The 18,000-nt window shown below is 63.9% G+C and carries 15 protein-coding genes; 5 read left to right on the plus strand and 10 right to left on the minus strand.

Going from position 1 to position 18,000, the window contains the following annotated elements; all coding sequences use genetic code 11:
- Position 1: 1 nt before the first annotated feature.
- The 3 genes from ACFFF7_RS07485 to ACFFF7_RS07495 form a co-directional block, all read right to left on the minus strand.
- The gene (locus tag ACFFF7_RS07485; RefSeq protein ID WP_379480745.1) at positions 2–562 is read right to left on the minus strand and encodes a NuoB/complex I 20 kDa subunit family protein; all 561 of its coding nucleotides are present in this window, start codon (positions 560–562) and stop codon (positions 2–4) included.
- Entirely contained in the window at positions 559–933 is a 375-nt protein-coding gene (ndhC, locus tag ACFFF7_RS07490) for an NADH-quinone oxidoreductase subunit A (RefSeq protein WP_379480746.1), read from the minus strand. The genes ACFFF7_RS07485 and ndhC overlap by 4 nt, the downstream gene beginning before the upstream one ends.
- Positions 934–1,040: 107 nt before the next feature.
- Entirely contained in the window at positions 1,041–2,474 is a 1,434-nt protein-coding gene (locus ACFFF7_RS07495) for a coniferyl aldehyde dehydrogenase (protein ID WP_379480747.1), read from the minus strand.
- A gap of 144 nt (positions 2,475–2,618) precedes the next feature.
- Between ACFFF7_RS07495 and ACFFF7_RS07500 the strand changes: the two genes are divergently transcribed.
- On the plus strand, positions 2,619–3,815 hold the full coding sequence (locus tag ACFFF7_RS07500) for an acetyl-CoA C-acyltransferase (RefSeq protein WP_379480748.1): 1,197 nt from the start codon (positions 2,619–2,621) through the stop codon (positions 3,813–3,815).
- Between the two features lie 141 nt (positions 3,816–3,956).
- Positions 3,957–4,205, plus strand: coding sequence for a hypothetical protein (locus tag ACFFF7_RS07505; protein WP_379480749.1), 249 nt, complete (start codon positions 3,957–3,959; stop codon positions 4,203–4,205).
- Positions 4,206–4,232: 27 nt separating this feature from the next.
- On the opposite strand, the gene ACFFF7_RS07510 is transcribed toward ACFFF7_RS07505, so the two are convergent.
- Positions 4,233–4,703: an SH3 domain-containing protein gene (locus tag ACFFF7_RS07510; RefSeq protein ID WP_379480750.1), complete on the minus strand. Its 471-nt coding sequence runs from the start codon at positions 4,701–4,703 to the stop codon at positions 4,233–4,235.
- A gap of 84 nt (positions 4,704–4,787) precedes the next feature.
- Between ACFFF7_RS07510 and ACFFF7_RS07515 the strand changes: the two genes are divergently transcribed.
- Together ACFFF7_RS07515 and ACFFF7_RS07520 are read left to right on the plus strand one after the other, a co-directional pair.
- Positions 4,788–5,807 carry a 2-hydroxyacid dehydrogenase gene (locus ACFFF7_RS07515; RefSeq protein ID WP_379480751.1) on the plus strand — a complete coding sequence of 340 codons (1,020 nt, stop codon included), beginning with the start codon at positions 4,788–4,790 and terminating at the stop codon, positions 5,805–5,807.
- A 119-nt stretch (positions 5,808–5,926) separates the two neighbouring features.
- On the plus strand, positions 5,927–7,231 hold the full coding sequence (locus ACFFF7_RS07520) for an ammonium transporter (RefSeq protein ID WP_379480752.1): 1,305 nt from the start codon (positions 5,927–5,929) through the stop codon (positions 7,229–7,231).
- A 16-nt stretch (positions 7,232–7,247) separates the two neighbouring features.
- Here the strand turns inward: ACFFF7_RS07520 and ACFFF7_RS07525 are convergent, their stop codons facing one another.
- The 6 genes from ACFFF7_RS07525 to ACFFF7_RS07550 form a co-directional block, all read right to left on the minus strand.
- The gene (locus tag ACFFF7_RS07525; RefSeq protein WP_379480753.1) at positions 7,248–8,666 is read right to left on the minus strand and encodes an NAD(P)H-dependent flavin oxidoreductase; all 1,419 of its coding nucleotides are present in this window, start codon (positions 8,664–8,666) and stop codon (positions 7,248–7,250) included.
- Entirely contained in the window at positions 8,663–9,367 is a 705-nt protein-coding gene (locus ACFFF7_RS07530) for a class I SAM-dependent methyltransferase (RefSeq protein ID WP_379480754.1), read from the minus strand. Before ACFFF7_RS07530 ends, ACFFF7_RS07525 begins: the two co-directional genes overlap by 4 nt.
- Positions 9,368–9,393: 26 nt before the next feature.
- Positions 9,394–10,521: a peptide chain release factor 2 gene (gene prfB, locus ACFFF7_RS07535; RefSeq protein WP_379480943.1), complete on the minus strand. Its 1,128-nt coding sequence runs from the start codon at positions 10,519–10,521 to the stop codon at positions 9,394–9,396.
- 91 nt (positions 10,522–10,612) lie between these two features.
- Entirely contained in the window at positions 10,613–11,164 is a 552-nt protein-coding gene (locus tag ACFFF7_RS07540) for a peroxiredoxin (protein WP_379480755.1), read from the minus strand.
- Between the two features lie 37 nt (positions 11,165–11,201).
- On the minus strand, positions 11,202–13,799 hold the full coding sequence (locus ACFFF7_RS07545; RefSeq protein WP_379480756.1) for a penicillin-binding protein 1A: 2,598 nt from the start codon (positions 13,797–13,799) through the stop codon (positions 11,202–11,204).
- A gap of 77 nt (positions 13,800–13,876) precedes the next feature.
- On the minus strand, positions 13,877–14,776 hold the full coding sequence (locus ACFFF7_RS07550; protein ID WP_379480757.1) for an N-acetylmuramoyl-L-alanine amidase family protein: 900 nt from the start codon (positions 14,774–14,776) through the stop codon (positions 13,877–13,879).
- A 493-nt stretch (positions 14,777–15,269) separates the two neighbouring features.
- Between ACFFF7_RS07550 and ACFFF7_RS07555 the strand changes: the two genes are divergently transcribed.
- Positions 15,270–17,999 carry an Rne/Rng family ribonuclease gene (locus ACFFF7_RS07555; protein WP_379480758.1) on the plus strand — a complete coding sequence of 910 codons (2,730 nt, stop codon included), beginning with the start codon at positions 15,270–15,272 and terminating at the stop codon, positions 17,997–17,999.
- The last annotated feature ends 1 nt before the right edge of the window (position 18,000 follow it).

Below are 18,000 nucleotides of genomic sequence, written 5' to 3' on the forward strand. Positions count from 1 at the left end.
CTCACCGCTCGATCGTGCCGACGCGGCGGATCTTGCGCTGCAATTGCATCACGCCATAGAGCAGCGCCTCGGCAGTCGGCGGGCAGCCCGGCACGTAGATGTCGACCGGAACGATCCGATCACAACCGCGCACGACAGAATAGCTGTAGTGGTAATAGCCGCCGCCATTGGCGCAGCTGCCCATGGAGATCACGTACTTGGGGTCCGACATCTGGTCGTAGACCTTGCGCAGCGCCGGGGCCATCTTGTTGCACAGCGTGCCGGCGACGATCATCACGTCCGACTGGCGCGGGGAGGCGCGCGGGGCGACGCCGAAGCGCTCCATGTCGTAACGCGGCATGTTGACGTGGATCATCTCGACCGCGCAGCAGGCCAAGCCGAAAGTCATCCACCACAAGCTGCCGGTGCGGGCCCACTGGAACAGGTCCTCGGTGCTGGTGACAAGGAAGCCCTTGTCATGCACTTCGGCGTTGATGTCGTTTAAGAAGCCCTGGTCCGGCGCAGTCACCGGCTGGCCGGCGGCGACAAGCGGCTGACCCGCGGAATTGACGAGAGTGCTCATTCCCAGTCCAGTGCTCCGACTTTCCAGGCATAGGCGAGGCCGACCAGCAGCTCGCCGATGAAGATCATCATCGTGATCCACGCCGACCAGCCCAGCTTGGTGAAAGTCACCGCCCAGGGAAACAGAAACGCGGCTTCCAGATCGAAGACCACGAACAGGATCGCCAGCAGGTAGAAGCGCACGTCGAACTGGCTGCGCGGATCCTCGAACGCGGGAAAGCCGCATTCGTACTCGCTGAGCTTTTCCGCCGTCGGGTTATGCGCGCCGGTCAGGCGTGCCACCCCCATCGGCAGAAACACGAACAGCGATGACAGCCCCAGCGCAATCGCCAGGAATATCAGGATCGGCAGGTATTGCGACAGGTCGACCAACAGACTGACTCGCGATGGCAATTGTTGCCCCGCGCCCTAGTCCCGCATGTTGCACCGCGCAAGGGGTGGAGCGCCGGATTTTCCCCGGCACTTCCCCTTTTGCCGCCCTATTTCTTGAGTTCGCGCTTCAGGGTTGCCGCAGTCTGCTTGCCGTAAGGCGGCTTGAAGCCCGACAGCTTGGCCACATCCATTCCCGACTGGCGATAGACCGCGCGCGGGTGGCTGAAGGTCTTGAACCCGTCATGGCCATGATAATTGCCCATGCCGGAGGGGCCGACGCCACCGAACGGCAGGTCTTCCATGGCATTGTGGAACAGGACATCGTTGACAGTGACGCCGCCCGAAATCGTCCGGGTCAGCACCTTTTCCTCTTCGGCCTTGTCCTTGCCGAAATAATAGAGGCCCAGCGGCCGGTCGTGATCGTTGACGTAATCGATCGCCTGATCGATCGAATCATAGGTCATCACCGGCAGAATCGGGCCGAAGATTTCTTCTTGCATGACCTTCATGTCGTCGTTGACGCCGCGCAGGATGGTCAGCGGCATCTTGTTGCCGTTGGAGGCGGTAAAGTCTTCGCCCGCGGGGTTGACCTCGATCAGTTCGGCACCCTTGGCCTTGGCATCGTCGAGGTAACCCTTGAGCCGTTCGAAATTCCGACCGTTTACCACAGAAGTGTAATCGTCATTGGCGAGCAACTTGGGATACATGGCCGATACGCCGGACACCACGCCGGCGATGACATCCTGCTCCTGCTCGGCGGGGACCATCAGATAATCGGGCGCCAGGCAGATCTGCCCGGCGTTCATCATCTTGCCCATGGCGATACGCTCACCCGCCTGCTTCTTGTCGGCACTGCGCCCGACGAAGGTCGGCGACTTGCCGCCCAGTTCCAGCGTGACCGGGACCAGGTTGTCGGCGGCGGCGCGCATGATGTGCTTGCCCACACCGGTCGCGCCGGTGAAAATAAGGTGATCGAAAGCGAGCTTGGAAAAGGCCGAGCCGACCTCAACCCCGCCGGTGAATACGGCCATTTCCTCCTCGGCAAAGTACTTGGGAACGACCTCGGCAAAGACCTCGGCAACGCGTTCGGTGAACTCGCTGGGCTTAATCATCGCGCGGTTTCCGGCGGCAAGTATCCCGGCCATCGGCACCATGACCATGCCCACTGGAAAATTCCACGGGGCGATCACTCCAACCACACCCTTGGGCTGCCAACGCACTTCCGCCTTCGCGCCGATCAGGCCGAGCGGAAACATCGCCTTGCGCTTTTCATTGCGGCTCCATGCCTCGAAGTGCTTCTTCGCATGCTTGAGCGCGCCGACCGAGGGCATGATATCGGTCATCAGCGTCTGTTCGGTGCTGCGATGCCCGAAGTCTGCGGAGACCGCCTTGGCAAAGGCGTGCTGGTGATCGACCAGCAGGGCAACGGCGCGGTCGATGCGGTCGCGGCGGACGGAAAGTGCTTCGGGCATGGCTGCGGTGAAAGCGGCGCGCTGGCTGACCAGCACAGCGTTCATGCGTTCGATCTCGGCGGCGCTCATGGCAGGTTCTCCCGTTTCACTTTACCACCTTGTTTCGCATGTGCGATTGATTGGCAAGCCCCGTGCCTGCTGGCGATTGCCATTGCCGCAGTGCAGCATTAAGGCTGCGACGAAACCCGACCCCCGATTGAGAGAGGCAGTTCCATGGCCCAGCTTTCCGCGCACGATCCGATCGTCATCCTGTCCTACGCCCGCACCCCGATGGGCGCGATGCAGGGGACACTTTCCGATGCGTCCGCAACCGACCTTGGCGCGACCGCGATCAAGGCCGCGGTGGAGCGCGCCGGAGTGAACGGAGCAGATATCGACCGGGTTTACATGGGCTGCGTCCTTCCCGCCGGGCTGGGCCAGGCCCCTGCCCGTCAGGCAACGATCAAGGCCGGCCTGCCCAAGTCGGTCCAGGCGACGACGGTCAACAAGGTCTGCGGCTCGGGCATGCAGACGCTGATCATGGGGGCCGAGGCTCTGGCTGCCGGAACCATCGACCTGGTGGTCGCGGGCGGCATGGAAAGCATGACCAATGCGCCTTACCTGCTCAAGAAGCACCGCTCGGGCGCGCGGATCGGCCACGATACCGCCTATGACCACATGTTCCTCGACGGGCTGGAAGACGCCTATGAGCCTGGTCGGGCAATGGGCACTTTCGCGCAGGACACCGCCAACGCATACCAGCTGACCCGCGAGGCGCAGGACAGCTATTCGATCGAATCACTCCGCCGCGCCCAGGCCGCGATCAGCGGCGGCGCATTCGCCGATGAAATCGCCCCGGTCACCGTGGTCAGCCGCACAGGCGAAAGCGTGGTCGATACCGACGAAGCCCCGGGCAAGGGACGCCCGGACAAAATCCCGACGCTCAAGCCCGCTTTCGCCAAGGACGGGACGATCACCGCCGCCACTTCGAGCTCGATTTCGGACGGGGCTGCCGCTCTCGTTCTGACCCGCGCCAGCGAAGCCCTGGCCAAGGGCCTGACGCCGGTTGCAAAGGTCGTTGCCGTGGCCGCCCATGCCCAGGAGCCCAAGGACTTTACCGTCGCCCCGGTCGGCGCGATCACCAAGGTGCTGGAACGGGCCGGCTGGTCGCTGGGCGATGTCGACCTGTTCGAAGTGAACGAGGCCTTCGCCTGCGTCGCGATGTTCGCGATGCACGATCTGGGCATCCCGCACGACAAGATCAACGTCCATGGCGGCGCGACAGCGCTGGGCCATCCGATCGGCGCTTCAGGCGCGCGGATCGTCACCACGTTGATTGCCGCACTCAAGCGTCACGGCAAGACCAAGGGCGTGGCCAGTCTGTGCATCGGCGGCGGCGAGGCCACAGCCGTCGCGGTGGAACTGGTCTAAGAACTGTACACTTGTGCGACAATTGGCGACACTAAACCGCCAATTTCAGCCGGTTCAGTTATCTGCGGTTCATTTTCGCAGACCTACTTTTTGGTTCGCCGACCCCCACGCGGTCGGCTCGATCCAGAAGGAGTTTGCCGCATGAACCGCACCCTGCTCGCCTCGCTTGCCGTCGCTGCCCTGGCCCTCCCGGGCATCGCCCAAGCGCATACCACTAAGGCTGAACTGCGTCACGACATCCGTTCGGTCCATCAGGAACGCCACGAACTGAATCGCGCGCGCCACCATGGCAGTCAGGCGCGGATCAAGGAAGAACGCCGCGAGTACCGGGGTGCCAAGCACGAGCTGCGCGACGACGCGCGCGATTTCCGCAAGACCCATCGCCGCTGAGCGGCATCATGGGTGTGGCGGGCAACCTCAGGGTTCGCCCGCCCCCCACAGCCTGTCCTGCCGAATATAGCCAGAGCGCTCACCGATCTTGACCTGGCACCAGCCATCCTCGCAATCGTCGATCAAGGCTACGACGCCCTTTTCGACGCGCCACAGCAGCCGCGAGTCCGCTGAGCCCTTCTCACGCATGTCAGCCAATCCCTGACCTTTAACCAGCGCGCTGCGTTGCCGCGTCAGGAACCGGGCCAGCATCCAGCCCCGCGCACCGTCGGGATCCTCGACCAGGCGCCAGCCTTCCATCATCCGCAGCACTTTCATTGGCAGTTGCGGGCGGTGGTAGACCCACTCGATCTTGTAATCCTCGCCCGGCCCGGCGCGCATGTTGACCTCGCCCGCGCGGATCGAGGCCCAGTAAGGCGTCTTGACCTCATCGGCCGCCGCAGGGGCGGCGGAGAGGCAGGCAAGCAGGACGGTGCAAAGGAGCGTGGATATCTTCATAGCTGGTGATTCTCCGATAGCGCCAGCAACGGCTGCGCTTCAAGCCGCTTGACCGTCCCGCAACGGGAGGCTTAGCGACAGGCCATGACAGTCGTTACCGAAACGCCCGGCCAACGCCGCCTGCCCGACCGGCCGCAGGTCCATGTCACCCGCCGGCTGCTGCCTTCGGTCGAGGCGCGAATGCGCGAACTGTTCGATGTCGTGCTCAACGAGGCCGACCGCCCGCTAGGCCGCGAAGAACTGATCGCGGCGATGCGCGGCTGTGACGTGCTGGTGCCCACGGTTACCGACCGGATCGATGCAGCCATGCTTGAGCAGGCGGGTGAGCGGCTGGGCCTTATCGCCAATTTCGGTGCCGGGATCGAGCACATTGACCTGCACGCCGCGCGCCTGCGCAAGATCATGGTCACAAACACGCCGGGCGTCTTTACCGATGACACGGCCGATCTGGCGATGATGCTCATCCTGTCGGTGCCGCGCCGCTTGGGCGAAGGCAGCCGACTGGTCCGCGACGGCAAGTGGACCGGCTGGGCACCCTCGGCAATGCTGGGGCATTGCATTGGCGGCAAGCGGCTGGGCATCGTCGGCATGGGCCGGATCGGCCAGGCCGTCGCCCACCGCGCCCGTGCCTTTGGCATGGACGTGGTCTATCACAACCGTCACCGGCTGCCCCCCAGCATCGAGAACATGTTCGGCGCCAGTTTTGAACCCGACCTGGAAAAGCTCATTGCCGAGGCGGACATCCTTTCGCTGCATTGCCCGGCCGGCGCAGACACGCACCATTTGCTCAACGCCGCGCGGATCGCGGAAATGAAGCCGAGCGCCTTTGTCATCAACACCGCCCGCGGTGACCTGATCGACGAGGAAGCGCTGATTGCAGCTTTGCAAGAAGGCCGCATCGCCGGGGCCGGGCTCGATGTGTTTGCGCGTGAACCGCAGGTCGACCAGCGGCTGATCGACCTGCCCAACGTGATCACCCTGCCCCATCTTGGCAGCGCCACGATCGAAGGGCGCGCCCATGCCGGAGAAAAGGTCGTCGCGAACATCCGGTTCTGGGTCGATGGCCACCGCCCGCCCGATCAGGTGCTCGACGGCTGGGCATAAGCGCCGGGCCGCGCAACTTCGTGATCCTGGGCCGCTTGCCGAAGCTGCAATCGTTGCTTTAAGGCGCGGCGCAAAGGAATCGCGCCGAAAATGCCGCGGCGTTGGGGAGATACCGTACCATGCGCAAGTTCGCTGCCCTGGGTGCTGCTGCCGTTGCCCTGCTCACGCCATTCGCGGCGCTGGCGCAAGAGGCTGCGGATGACGTCTCCGATACCGGCGACACCGCGTGGATCATGATCTCGGCGGCGCTGGTGCTGCTCATGACCATGCCGGGGCTGACGCTGTTCTACGGCGGTCTGGTGCGGGCCAAGAATTTCCTTTCGGTTCTGGTTCAGGTCGGCGCGATCGCCGCCGTTGCATCCCTGTTGTGGGTCGTTGCCGGCTATTCGATCGCCTTCGGTCCGGCCGGCAATGGATGGCTCGGCGGCTTCGATAATGTCATGCTGGGCAACCTCGGCAACGTCCGTGTTGATACGCTGGTCCCTGAAAGCGCCTTCGCCCTGTTCCAGATGACCTTTGCCGCGATCACCCCGGCGCTGATGGTCGGCGCCTGGGTCGATCGCGCGCGATTTGGCTGGACGGTGGCGTTCTGCGCGCTGTGGAGCCTGCTGGTCTATGCCCCGGTGGCGCACTGGGTGTGGGGCGGCGGCTGGCTGGCCAGTGCGATGGGTACGCTCGATTTTGCTGGCGGGATCGTGGTCCACACGACGGCAGGCGTCTCGGCCCTTATCGCGGCGCTGCTGATCGGCAAGCGCCAGGGCTATCCCAAGACCCTGATGCTCCCGCATGCGCCGTCGCTGACCATGGCCGGAGCGGCGCTGCTGTGGGTCGGCTGGTTCGGTTTCAACGGCGGATCGGCTCTTGCCGCCAATGACGACGCGGCCAGCGCCATCATCAACACCCATGTCGCGGCCTGCATGGCGGCAATGGTGTGGCTGGGCATCGAACGGTTCACTGTCGGCAAGCCGACCAGTGTCGGGTTCGCCACTGGTGCTGTGGCGGGGCTTGCCACCGTCACCCCGGCGGCCGGGTTCATTTCACCCGGCGCAGCGATCGTTTTCGGCGCACTGTCTGCAGCGGTTTGCTACCCGATGATCCAGTTGATCAAACAGCGGTTGAAGATCGACGACTCGCTCGATGTCTTCGCGGTCCATGGGGTAGGCGGGATTACCGGATCGCTGCTGCTGGCGGTGTTCCTGTCCCCGACGCTGGGCGGCACCGGTTACGGCGAAGGAAAGACCATGCTCAGCCAGTTCGCCGCGCAGGCGGTCGGCGTCGGCGCGGTGGCGATCTGGTCGGCCGTGGCCAGCGCGGTGATCGCCGTGCTGGTGTCGCTGCTGTTCCCGATGCGGGTCAGCGAGGACGACGAACGCGAAGGGCTTGACTTGTCGAGCCACGGCGAACGGGCATGGGAATTCGATTGAGCCGTTTGCGAAGGCCTCAATCCCCCGTCAGAATCCGATCCACCAGCTGCTTCACCGTCGGGGTAAAGTTGTTGGAATAGAACGGGTCCTGCTTGAAGCGGTAGGCGGCGTGGCCGGCGAACATCAGGTTCTGGTCGATCGGGCCGCCGTGGGCGATGTCCTGCAGGGTTTTCTGGATGCAGAAGCTGCGCGGATCGGCGAGGTAGCCGGTGGTGTAATCGTCATGGTCCTTCCATGACGAAAACCCGCAGTGCGACAGGCAGCCCATGCAATCCTTCTGGTCCTGCTGGATCATCGCGCGCTCAGCCGGAGAGACAAACACGATCGTATCGTCGGGGGTGCGCAACCCTTCGGTATGGCCGTCGATTACCCAGCCGCGGGCGCGCTGGAGATCGCGCGGGGTAACCCAGAAGTTCTTGCCCTTGACCCCGACATCGAGCCGCACGGTATGATCGCCCGCCTCGACCTTGGAATAGGGAATCTGCCGCTCGCTGCGCGCCTCGAGGCTGCGCAGGAACGGATTGCGCACCGCCGAGGAATAGAACCCCGTCGGCGAAAAGCGGTGGAGCAGCACGTCGCCCGGCTCGATGTCGCGCAGCGCGTCCTTCCAGCCCTGCGGGATCGGGCTTTCCTCGGTCAGCAGCGGCCGCGTGCCGTACTGGAAGGCGATCGTGCCCAGCTCCGGATTGTCGATCCAGTTGTCCCATTCGCGCAGGAACCAGACGCCGCCGGCCATGACGATCGGCACGGTATCGGCAATGCCTTCGCCCCGCATCACGTCGCGCAGTGCCTTGACCCGCGGATAGGGGTCCTCGGGCTTGAGCGGATCTTCGGCGTTCGACAGGCCGTTGTGCCCGCCGGCCAGCCAGGGATCCTCATAGACCACCGCGCCCAACAGGTGCGGGACCTTGTGATAGGCCCGCTTCCACAGCGCCCGGAAGGCGCGCGCCGAACTGATGATCGGCAGGTACAAGACGTTGTAGCGCTCGGCGATTTCGCTGAGCTTGTAGGGCATACCCGCGCCGCAGGTGACCCCGGCGACCATGCCTTGGGTGGCGGCCAGCACGCCTTCGAGGATTTGCTGGGCGCCGCCCATCTCCCACAGGACGTTGATATTGATTGCGCCCTTGCCGCCGGACAGCTCGTAGGCCCGCTTGACCTGGGCGACGGCCCCGTCGATCCCGTAGCGGATCAGCTCCTCATGGCGCTCCTTGCGGGTCAGCGCTGCGTAGACCTGGGGGACGATTTTGCCTTCGGCGTCGTAACTGTCGGCGTTGACCGCGCTGACCGTGCCGATGCCGCCGGCCGCTGCCCAGGCGCCCGAACTCATATGATTAGTGGCCGAAACGCCCTTGCCGCCCTCAACCAGCGGCCATACCTCACGCCCGCCGTAGAGAATGGGCTTCAACCCCTTGAATGTCGCGGCCCCGGTCATTGCTTTGCTGTCTTTCCCTTTGCCGCAGTGCACGGCTTGATATCGGCGCGTTCGGGTCGCGGACCAACCGCTTCGAACTGCGCATAGTAACCCTTCAACTCGGGCTTACGGACAAATTCCACAAGGCGGAAGCCCACAGCGTTGAATTCGCAGAACAGCAACGCCGGCGGCATGCCGTGCTGGTCGGCAGGGCGATCGGCGTCAACGACGATGACCTGGCCGCGGTCGCGCAGCGCCGGGCGCATATGCCACAGGAAGGCATAGGGTTCGCCAACCTCGTGGTACATGTGGACCAGAAAGATGCGGTCGAAGCTGTTTTCGGGAAGCCGCGGATCTGCCGGTGCGCCCACCTTGATCGATACGTTGTCGATTCGCTCGCGCTCCACGCGCTGGCCCAGGCGCTGCATGGCCGCAGCATCGATGTCCTGAGCCAGGACACGGCCCTTGGTTCCAACGCGTTCGGCCAGACGGACGGTATAATACCCCTCGCCCGCTCCGATATCGGCAACCGTCGTGCCTTCCTTGATCGCCGCCAGATCCATCACGACCTTCGCCTCGCCCAGATCGTCGCGCTGATCTTCGGTGCTGAAGGCATTCGAAACGATGCTGGATACCGGCCGGTCAGGCTTGGGAAATCCCTGCGCACCTTCGGCACGGCCAGCATCCGAGTCCGCGCGGCTACACGCGGAAAGTGCCAGCAACAGAGCAAAGGCGGACCCGCGCGCGATCAATCGACGTCTTCCACCGCGATCTTTTCACCGGTAACGCGCTGTGCCAGGGCAGCGGCCATGAACGGATCGAGCGCGCCGTCGAGCACGTCCGCCGGGGTCGGGCTGGTCACCCCGGTCCGCAAATCCTTGACCATCTGGTAGGGCTGCAGGACGTAGGACCGGATCTGGTGACCCCAGCCAATGTCGCTTTTCGCGGCATGTTCGGCGCTGGCCGCTGCTTCGCGCTTCTGCATCTCGGCTTCGTACAAGCGCGACTTGAGCATGCCCATCGCGATCTCGCGGTTCTTGTGCTGGCTGCGGTCCTGCTGGCTGGCGGCAATTATGCCCGAAGGAACGTGGGTGATGCGCACGGCCGAATCGGTTGTATTGACGTGCTGGCCACCGGCGCCCGAGGCGCGATAGGTATCGATCTTGAGATCGGCCGGATTGATGTCGATCTCGAAACTGTCGTCGATCACCGGGAAGACCCAGACCGAGCTGAAACTGGTGTGCCGCCGCGCCGAACTGTCATAGGGCGAAATGCGCACCAGGCGGTGCACACCGCTTTCGGTCTTGGCATAGCCATAGGCGTTCTCGCCCTTGACCTGGATCGTTGCGGACTTGATCCCGGCCTGCTCGCCCGCCTGGTATTCGATCACGTCGACCTTGAAGCCGCGCTGTTCGGCCCATCGGCTATACATGCGCAGCAGCATTTCGGCCCAGTCCTGGCTCTCGGTCCCGCCAGCGCCGGCGTGTATTTCGATGAAAGTGTCATTGGCGTCGGCCTCGCCGCCGAGCAGGGCCTGGACCTTGTCGGCATCGGCGCGGTCGGCAAGCGCGGCCAGCGCGGCAACGCCTTCGTCGATGGTGGCTTCATCGCCTTCCATCTCGCCCAGTTCGACGAACTCGATAGCGTCCGCCATCCGCGCTGAGATATCCTTGACGGTGCTGACCGCGGCATCAAGCCGGCGGCGCTCCTTCATGACGGCTTCGGCCTCTTTCGGATTGTCCCAAAGCTTGGGATCCTCGACTCTCGCGTTAAGCTCGTCGAGCCGGCGCAGCGCCCGGTCCCAATCCAGAAACTTGCGGACCAGGGCCAGCGCCGCCTCGATCCGTTCGATATGAGCCTGCCCTTCGGCACGCATGACATTCACTCTCCGCAATGGGTGCAGGCACGCCCGCACCGGTCAACCCGGCCCGCTTAGCGCAAGGTTCCGGATTGTAAAGCAGGCGCGCCTAGCGATTGCCCGAAAGCGAGCGGACGGCCGCAAGGGTCATGCGCACATGGTCGCGAAAATCCATGTTGGTATAGGCCAGCTTGATTCGGCCATCGCGGCCGATGACATAGCTGGTCCGCGCGGTCATGCCCGCGGGCGCACCGGCACCCTTCAAGGTGACGTCATAGGCGGTCGCAATCGCCGGCGTGGCGATGCCTACAGGAAACTTGTCGCGGCAATGCTCGGTCGAAAACTTCTTCTGGGTCGCCAGATCATCGGCAGACAGTCCAATGACAGTCGCACCGGCGGCGCGAAAATCGTCCATCGCATCGGCAAAAGCATGGGCTTCAAGCGTGCAACCTTGCGTGAAGCTCTTCGGATAAAAGTACAAGACCACCGGGCCCTTGCGCAGCGCCGCGCGCAGGTTGAAGGCGAAGGCCTTGCCGCCCTGCGCACCCTGCGTGACAAAGGCCGGCGCCTTTGCTCCCAGGGGAAGGTCGGCGGATGCTGCCGGGGCCAGGAAGGCGGCGGCAATAAGCGCGGCAGCGCCGCGAAGAATGCGATATTTCATGGTCTGATCCTGCGCCAAGTGACCGCGGCTGTCCATGCTATTGCGTCGTGACCGTTTCATCGGAGGCGATGCTTGATGCGGCATCGGGTTCCGTAGCTGGTCCGGCCGCCGGGGCCGCGCTCTGGCCTGTCGGCCTGCTTGCCCCGCGGCGCAATGCGGCAATCAACGCGTCACGCTGCTTGGCCAGGTCTTCCAGCCCGTTGCTGCGCTTGGCCTCGGCATCGGCCTTGAACGCTTCCCAGATGATCGAGGCCTTGGGCTCGTTAGTGGCCAGGCCTTCGAATACCCGCTTGCCGCTCACGCGGTCGATCTTGACCATGTGCACGTCGGCCGGGGCGACAAAGGGCCGGCTATCCCATCGGTTGCGGGTCGATTGGATAAATTGCTTGAATATTGGCGCTGCAAAGGTTCCGCCCTGGACGTAACCACCAAGCGAGCGCGGCTGATCGAACCCGATGTACACCGCCCCGACGATGTTCTGGGCGCCGCCGGCAAACCACACGTTGGTCGGCCCCGTCGTCGTCCCGGTCTTGCCAAACAGCGGCATTTTCAGATCCGCCAGAACGACCCCGGTGCCGCGGGTAATGACACCTTCCAGCATATGAACCACCTGATAGGCGGTGCGCGGATCCATAACCTGCTTGCCGCGCTGCACCAGCCTGGGCATCGGCTTGCCGTCCCACTGCGCCATATTGCATTTGTCGCAGCGCCGGCTGTCGGCCCGCCAGATGACCTTGCCATTGCGATCCTGCACGAAGTCGATCGTTGACGCCGGATATTGCAGGCCATTGTTGGCAAGGGCGGCATAGGCATTGGCCATCTGCAGCACAGTCGTTTCGCCGGCCCCCAGCGCGAACGACAGATAGGGCGGATACTTGCCGATGCCGACCCGGTCGATCTGCTTGACCACATTTTCCATGCCCGCATCATTGGCGATGCGCACCGTCATCAGGTTGCGCGACTGTTCAAGGCCCCAGCGCATTGTGTGTGTGCCACCGGCACCGCGCATGTCGAAGTTGCGGAAGCACTTCTGCCCAAGTGCCGCGCCTTGATAGACACAGAACGGGCCGTCGACCACCTCACTTGCCGGGGTCATTCCAAAGTCGAGACCGGTGGCATAGACGAACGGCTTGATCGTCGATCCGGGCTGGCGTTCGGCCTGGGTGGCCCGGTTGAAACTGTCGAGCCCGGCATCAAATCCGCCCTGCAGCGCAAGCACCCTGCCCGAACGCGGATCGACTACTGCCATCCCCCCTGAGACAGTAGGTATCGTGCGCACGGCCCAGGCATTGCCTACAGGCCCGACCGCAACGACGTCGCCGGCCTTCAAGGCGTCAGGAATGCTGACCAGCGGCGCCGTCTGTCCATCATTGAAGCCAATGGTCGCTTGACTGCCCTTGCGAGTCAGAACCAGGCCCGTGCGCCAGTTCTGATAGGATATGGATTTATTGAGCGTCGCCAATTGAGCCTGCCAGGACTCCATATCGACATCGATGTGCGCGATCGGACGGGTCCATTCGCGACCGCCCTGATAACGCAACAGCCCTGCCCGCAGCGCATCCTGCGCGCCCTTTTGCAGTTCCGGGTCCAGCGAAGTGCGCACCCACAGCCCGCCGGCATAGATCGAGTTGGGTCCATCCTCGGCCTTCTCGCCATATTTGTCGATCAGGCGGCGACGTACCTCTTCGACGAAGTAGCCGGTCGAGGGGTCGTAGGCTTCGACGCGGCGCGGCACGATGGCGAGTGGCTGTGCCTTGGCCTGTTCGGCCTCTGCCGCGCTGACGGCCCCGTTCTTGACCATCTGGTCGAGCACCCAGTTGCGACGTGTAATCGCTTCGGCCGCGTGATTTGCGCGGCCATAGGTTTCGGGTGCCTTGGGCAAGATAGCCAGAAAGGCGTCCTCTGCCAGGGTAAGGTCGGCAACGTCCTTGCCGAAGTAAGCACGCGACGCGGCCTGGACCCCAAAGCTTTGCCGTCCAAGTGGAATTTCGTTGAGGTAAAGCTCGAGAATCTGCTCCTTGCTCAGCACGGCCTCGATCCGCCGCGCCAGGATCATTTCCTTGAACTTGCGGGTGATCGAGTATTCGTTGCCGATCAATATGTTCTTGGCCACCTGCTGGGTAATCGTCGAACCACCACGGGCCCGGCGGCCGGAGCCGAATTTCGTGACGTAGTCGACAACTGCCCCGGCTAGGCCAGCATAGTCGACCCCGCCGTGCGACCAGAATGTCTTGTCTTCGGCCGAGAGATAGGCGTTGATCAGCGGCTTGGGGAAATCGACGAAGCGCAGTTGCACCCGCCGTTCGCGGGCATAGCTGTAGACAATCTCGCCATTCACGCCGCGGACCATCGTCGGAAGCGGCGGCTGATAGGTCAGCAGACTGTCAGCCGACGGCAGGTTGCGAGTTACTGTGGCCCATACCAGCAAGTTCACCCCGACAATGGCTGCCAGGATGTAACCCGTGATGCGAAAGCCGCGGCTGGCCTGCCAGCGGCGGGCAAACCAGTCGCCGAAATGCGTGTCAGCCAGGCGCGCACCCAGGCTGGCGAGCCCGGCCCGTGTGCGGCTCAGCAACCCTCCGGCCTCACGGCGGATGCGAAGGCGGATCGATTCAGGGTCCTGGCTATCGGGCATAGGCGATCGGCTCTAGCATGGTGGCAACGGACAAGGCCAGTCCCCGGACGGGCGATCGCGGGCAGACTTGAACAGGTTCAATATTCAAGCCCTTGGGCGGCGCGCGCACCAGATGCGCGCAGGCGGGCAAAATAGGCTTCGATTGCCTTGGCCGTGACCTGCGCGAGGGCCTGTCGTCCTTGCGGCGATGACAATCGCGCGGCGTCGTCGGCATTGCTGATATAGCCGGTTTCAAACAGAACAGAGGCAATGTCGGGCGCCTTCAGTACCGCGAAGGCGGCCGATTGTTCGGACTTTTCGCGGAACGGAATGCGTCCCGCCCCCTCACGAAGGATCAAGTTGGCGAACTGCTGCGAACGTGCCAGCGATTCCCGCTGCGACAGGTCAACCAAAATCGAGCTGACCGAGGTCGTTGTACCGCCAAGGTCGACGCCGTTGATCACGTCGGCGGCATTCTCGCGCGCGGCGAAGCGGCTGGCCGCCTCACTCGTGCCCTTGTCCGACAGCGTATAGACCGAGGCGCCCTGGGCCGCGGCATTGTCGCCCGTGCTGTCGGCGTGGATCGAAATGAACAGGTCTGCCCCCAGGCGCCGTGCAATCGAGGACCGCTCACCCAGCACCAGGAAGCGATCGTCACCGCGGGTCAGGGCCACGCGGATCCCCCCGCGCTGGAGCAATTCGTCGCGCAAGGCCCGCGCCAGGGCCAGCGTGACATCCTTTTCCTTGAGAGTCCCGGTTCCGGCACCGGGATCCTTGCCGCCATGTCCGGCATCGATCACCACGAGCGGACGACTGGCATCCTGCGGTCCTTCGACAGGAGGCAGGCCAACGACTCCGTCAGCCGCAGGCAGCCTTACCTTGACGACATAATCAAAACCGCGTCCCGGCGCACCGAACAGGCGATCGGCCCCGATCATCGCCGCGAATACGGCAAGCGGAGCGACAAAGACCAGCGGCAGGATTATCCAGCGGCGCATCGGCCATAGCGCTTACGGAATCGACCTGCTCGGCGCAATCGTCATTGGCAGCCGCGCAAGCAACTTGCCGCCTTGGCAAAGCTTTGCTAGTCAATCGGCAGCCGGGCAGACCTGTCCCGATCCTTCCGCACAATTCACGCCGATACAGCGTGTTGCGGCATTTCGGATCGGCACGATATCCCGGCGGGAGAATCCGGCGCATTCGCCGGGATCAGTCAGGTTGATGCTGTAATGAAAAGCCGTTCGCCGTTTCCTCCGTCGCAGCCCGTCCGGGCGTCGGCGGCTCGGACGGCCGGTCGTGCGCGCCCATTGTCGCCGCGCCTTTTCCTTGCTGCAGACACGCACTACGCCGCCGGTACGCACAAGCGCGCCGGTATTTCGCATGTTCCCGCCCGGTGCACCGCACCGGGCGACCTTCTCGCACATAGTCGCGCCTCCCACTGGGCCGCCCGTTTCGGGCCGGCCCTGCCAAGGCGCGCACGGAGATATACCAATGACAACGCGCATGCTTATCGATGCGCGCCACCCGGAAGAAACCCGGGTGGCGGTGCTCAAGGGCAACCGAATTGACGAATTCGACTTTGAATCGGCCGAACACAAGCAGATCAAGGGCAACATCTATCTTGCCAAGGTAACCCGCGTCGAACCATCGCTGCAGGCGGCTTTCGTCGATTTCGGCGGTAACCGGCACGGGTTCCTGGCGTTCAGCGAAATCCATCCGGACTATTACCAGATCCCCAAGGAGGATCGCGAAGCCCTGCTGGCCGAAGAGGCCGCCCATGCCGAGGAAGAGGCCGCCCTGCGCGCCATCGCCGAGGGTGAGGAAGACTTCGTCGGCGACGATGATCTGGGCGAAAGTCTGGCCGACGACCTGGCCGGCACCACGCACGACCATCACGATGATGACGTTGGCGGTGTTACCGAAGTCGATACCGACGAAAAGGACCATGTCGCCACGATTGAGGACGGCCACGTCGAAAACGGCTTTGACCACGACGGCGAGGAATCCGGTGAGGACGATGGCGCTGCAGACAACGGCAATGGCGAAGACAACCGCCGTGGACGCGGTCGCGGTCGCCGCCGCCAGGGCAGCAATGGCAACAATCGCGGCCACGCCAAGGAAGCCGACGAGTTGCGCGCCAAGCGTATGGCGCTGCGTCGCCGCTACAAGATCCAGGACGTCATCCAGCGCCGCCAGGTGCTGCTGGTCCAGGTGGTCAAGGAAGAACGCGGCAACAAGGGCGCGGCGCTGACCACCTATCTCAGCCTGGCTGGCCGCTATTGCGTGCTGATGCCCAATTCGAGCCACGGCGGCGGCATCAGCCGCAAGATCAGCTCGGCCGCAGACCGCAAGCGCCTGAAGTCGATCATTGCCGAACTCGAGCTGCCCAAGTCGATGGGCTGCATTGTCCGCACCGCCGGACTGCAGCGAACCAAGACCGAAATCAAGCGCGACTTCGACTATCTGGCCCGGCTGTGGGACGGGATTCGCGAAACCACGCTGGGAAGCGTGGCTCCGGCGCTGATCCATTCGGACAGCGACCTTATCAAGCGCGCGATTCGCGACATCTATAACCGTGACATCGAAGACGTGGTGGTCGAAGGCGAGCATGGCTATCGCGCCGCGCGCGACTTCATGAAATTGCTGATGCCCAGCCATGCCAAGCGGGTGAAGCAGTACGCTGATCCCGTGCCACTGTTCCAGCGTTACGGTGCCGAAGATCAGCTGACCGCGATGTACGATCCGGTGGTTCAGTTGAAGAGCGGTGGCTACATCGTCATCAATCCGACCGAAGCACTGGTTTCGATCGACATCAACTCGGGCCGCTCCACCAAGGAGCACGGCATCGAAGCGACCGCGGTTAACACCAACCTTGAAGCGGCGCGTGAAATCGCCCGCCAGCTGCGCCTGCGCGACATGGCCGGACTGGTGGTGATCGACTTTATCGACATGGAGTACAACTCCAACGTCCGTAAGGTCGAAAAGGCGATGAAGGACGCGCTCAAGAACGATCGTGCGCGCATCCAGGTCGGCCGCATATCCAGCTTCGGCCTGATGGAAATGAGCCGGCAGCGCCTGCGTACCGGCGTGCTTGAAGCGACGACCCGCGGCTGTCCGCACTGCGACGGGACGGGCCTGGTCCGCACCGCGTCGAGCGCGGGCCTTTCGGCGCTGCGCCTGATCGAAGATGAAGCGGCAAAGGGTCGCGGCTCGGTGATTTCGCTCTACGCCAGCACCGAGGCGGCGGTCTATCTGCTCAATGCCAAACGCGCCGATCTTGCGGAAATCGAGGATCGCTACGGCGTGCGCGTCGAGGTCCTGCCAGAGGGCGAGAACGAGGGCGCAAAGATGCGGGTTGGCTCGTCCGGTCCGCGTCCCGAGTTCACCCCGCGCTTCGAGCCGATCGCTATCGAGGACGACGATGACGACCTGATCGATGACGAGGACGAGCTGGAAGGCGACAACGACGATCGCGGCGAACGCGACGACGATGGCGGCGAAGACGAACGCGGCAAGCGTCGGCGCAAGCGCCGTCGGCGTGGCGGCAAGCGCGAGCGCGAGGATGGCATGCCTCGCGAAGACGGCGAGCAGGCCGAAGCTGCGAACGACGACGAAAACGAAGAAGGCGAAGAGCGCGGCGAGGCCACCGACGAAGCCAGTGAAGATGGCGAAGCGCCGCGCAAACGACGCCGCCGTGGTCGCCGCAGGCGCGGTGGTCGCGGACGCGGTGAAGGCGAAGGCTCGAACGATGGCGAGCAGGCCGAAGGCGAGCAGGAGGATTCCGACGAAGCAGCGGATATGCCTGCGGCCGAAGCTGAACCTGCTGTTGCCGATGATGCGCCGGCCAAGCCCAAGCGGACCCGCCGCAAGAAGGTCGATGCCGAACCGGAAGCCGAAGCTGTCGCTGAACCAGTAGACGCTGAAGCTGACGAAGCCCCGGCCAAACCGAAGCGGTCCCGCCGCAAGAAGGCAGACGTCGAAGCCGAGGTAGAAGCTGTTCCGGTGGCAGAGCCCGAAGCGACGCCTGTCGAAGCGACTGCCGACGAAGCGTCGGCCAAGCCGAAGCGGACCCGCAAGAAGAAGGTCGACGCCGAAGCCGAGGCCGAAGCTGCCTCGGCCCCCGAGCCTGCACTTGCGGAATCCGCGGATGTTGAGCCTGCCGCCGACGATGATGGCAAGCCGCGCCGCGGTTGGTGGCAGCGCACCTTCGGCGAGCAATAGC

The sequence above is a fragment of the Novosphingobium aquiterrae genome (assembly GCF_042434435.1).
Classification (GTDB): Bacteria; Pseudomonadota; Alphaproteobacteria; order Sphingomonadales; family Sphingomonadaceae; genus Novosphingobium; species Novosphingobium aquiterrae.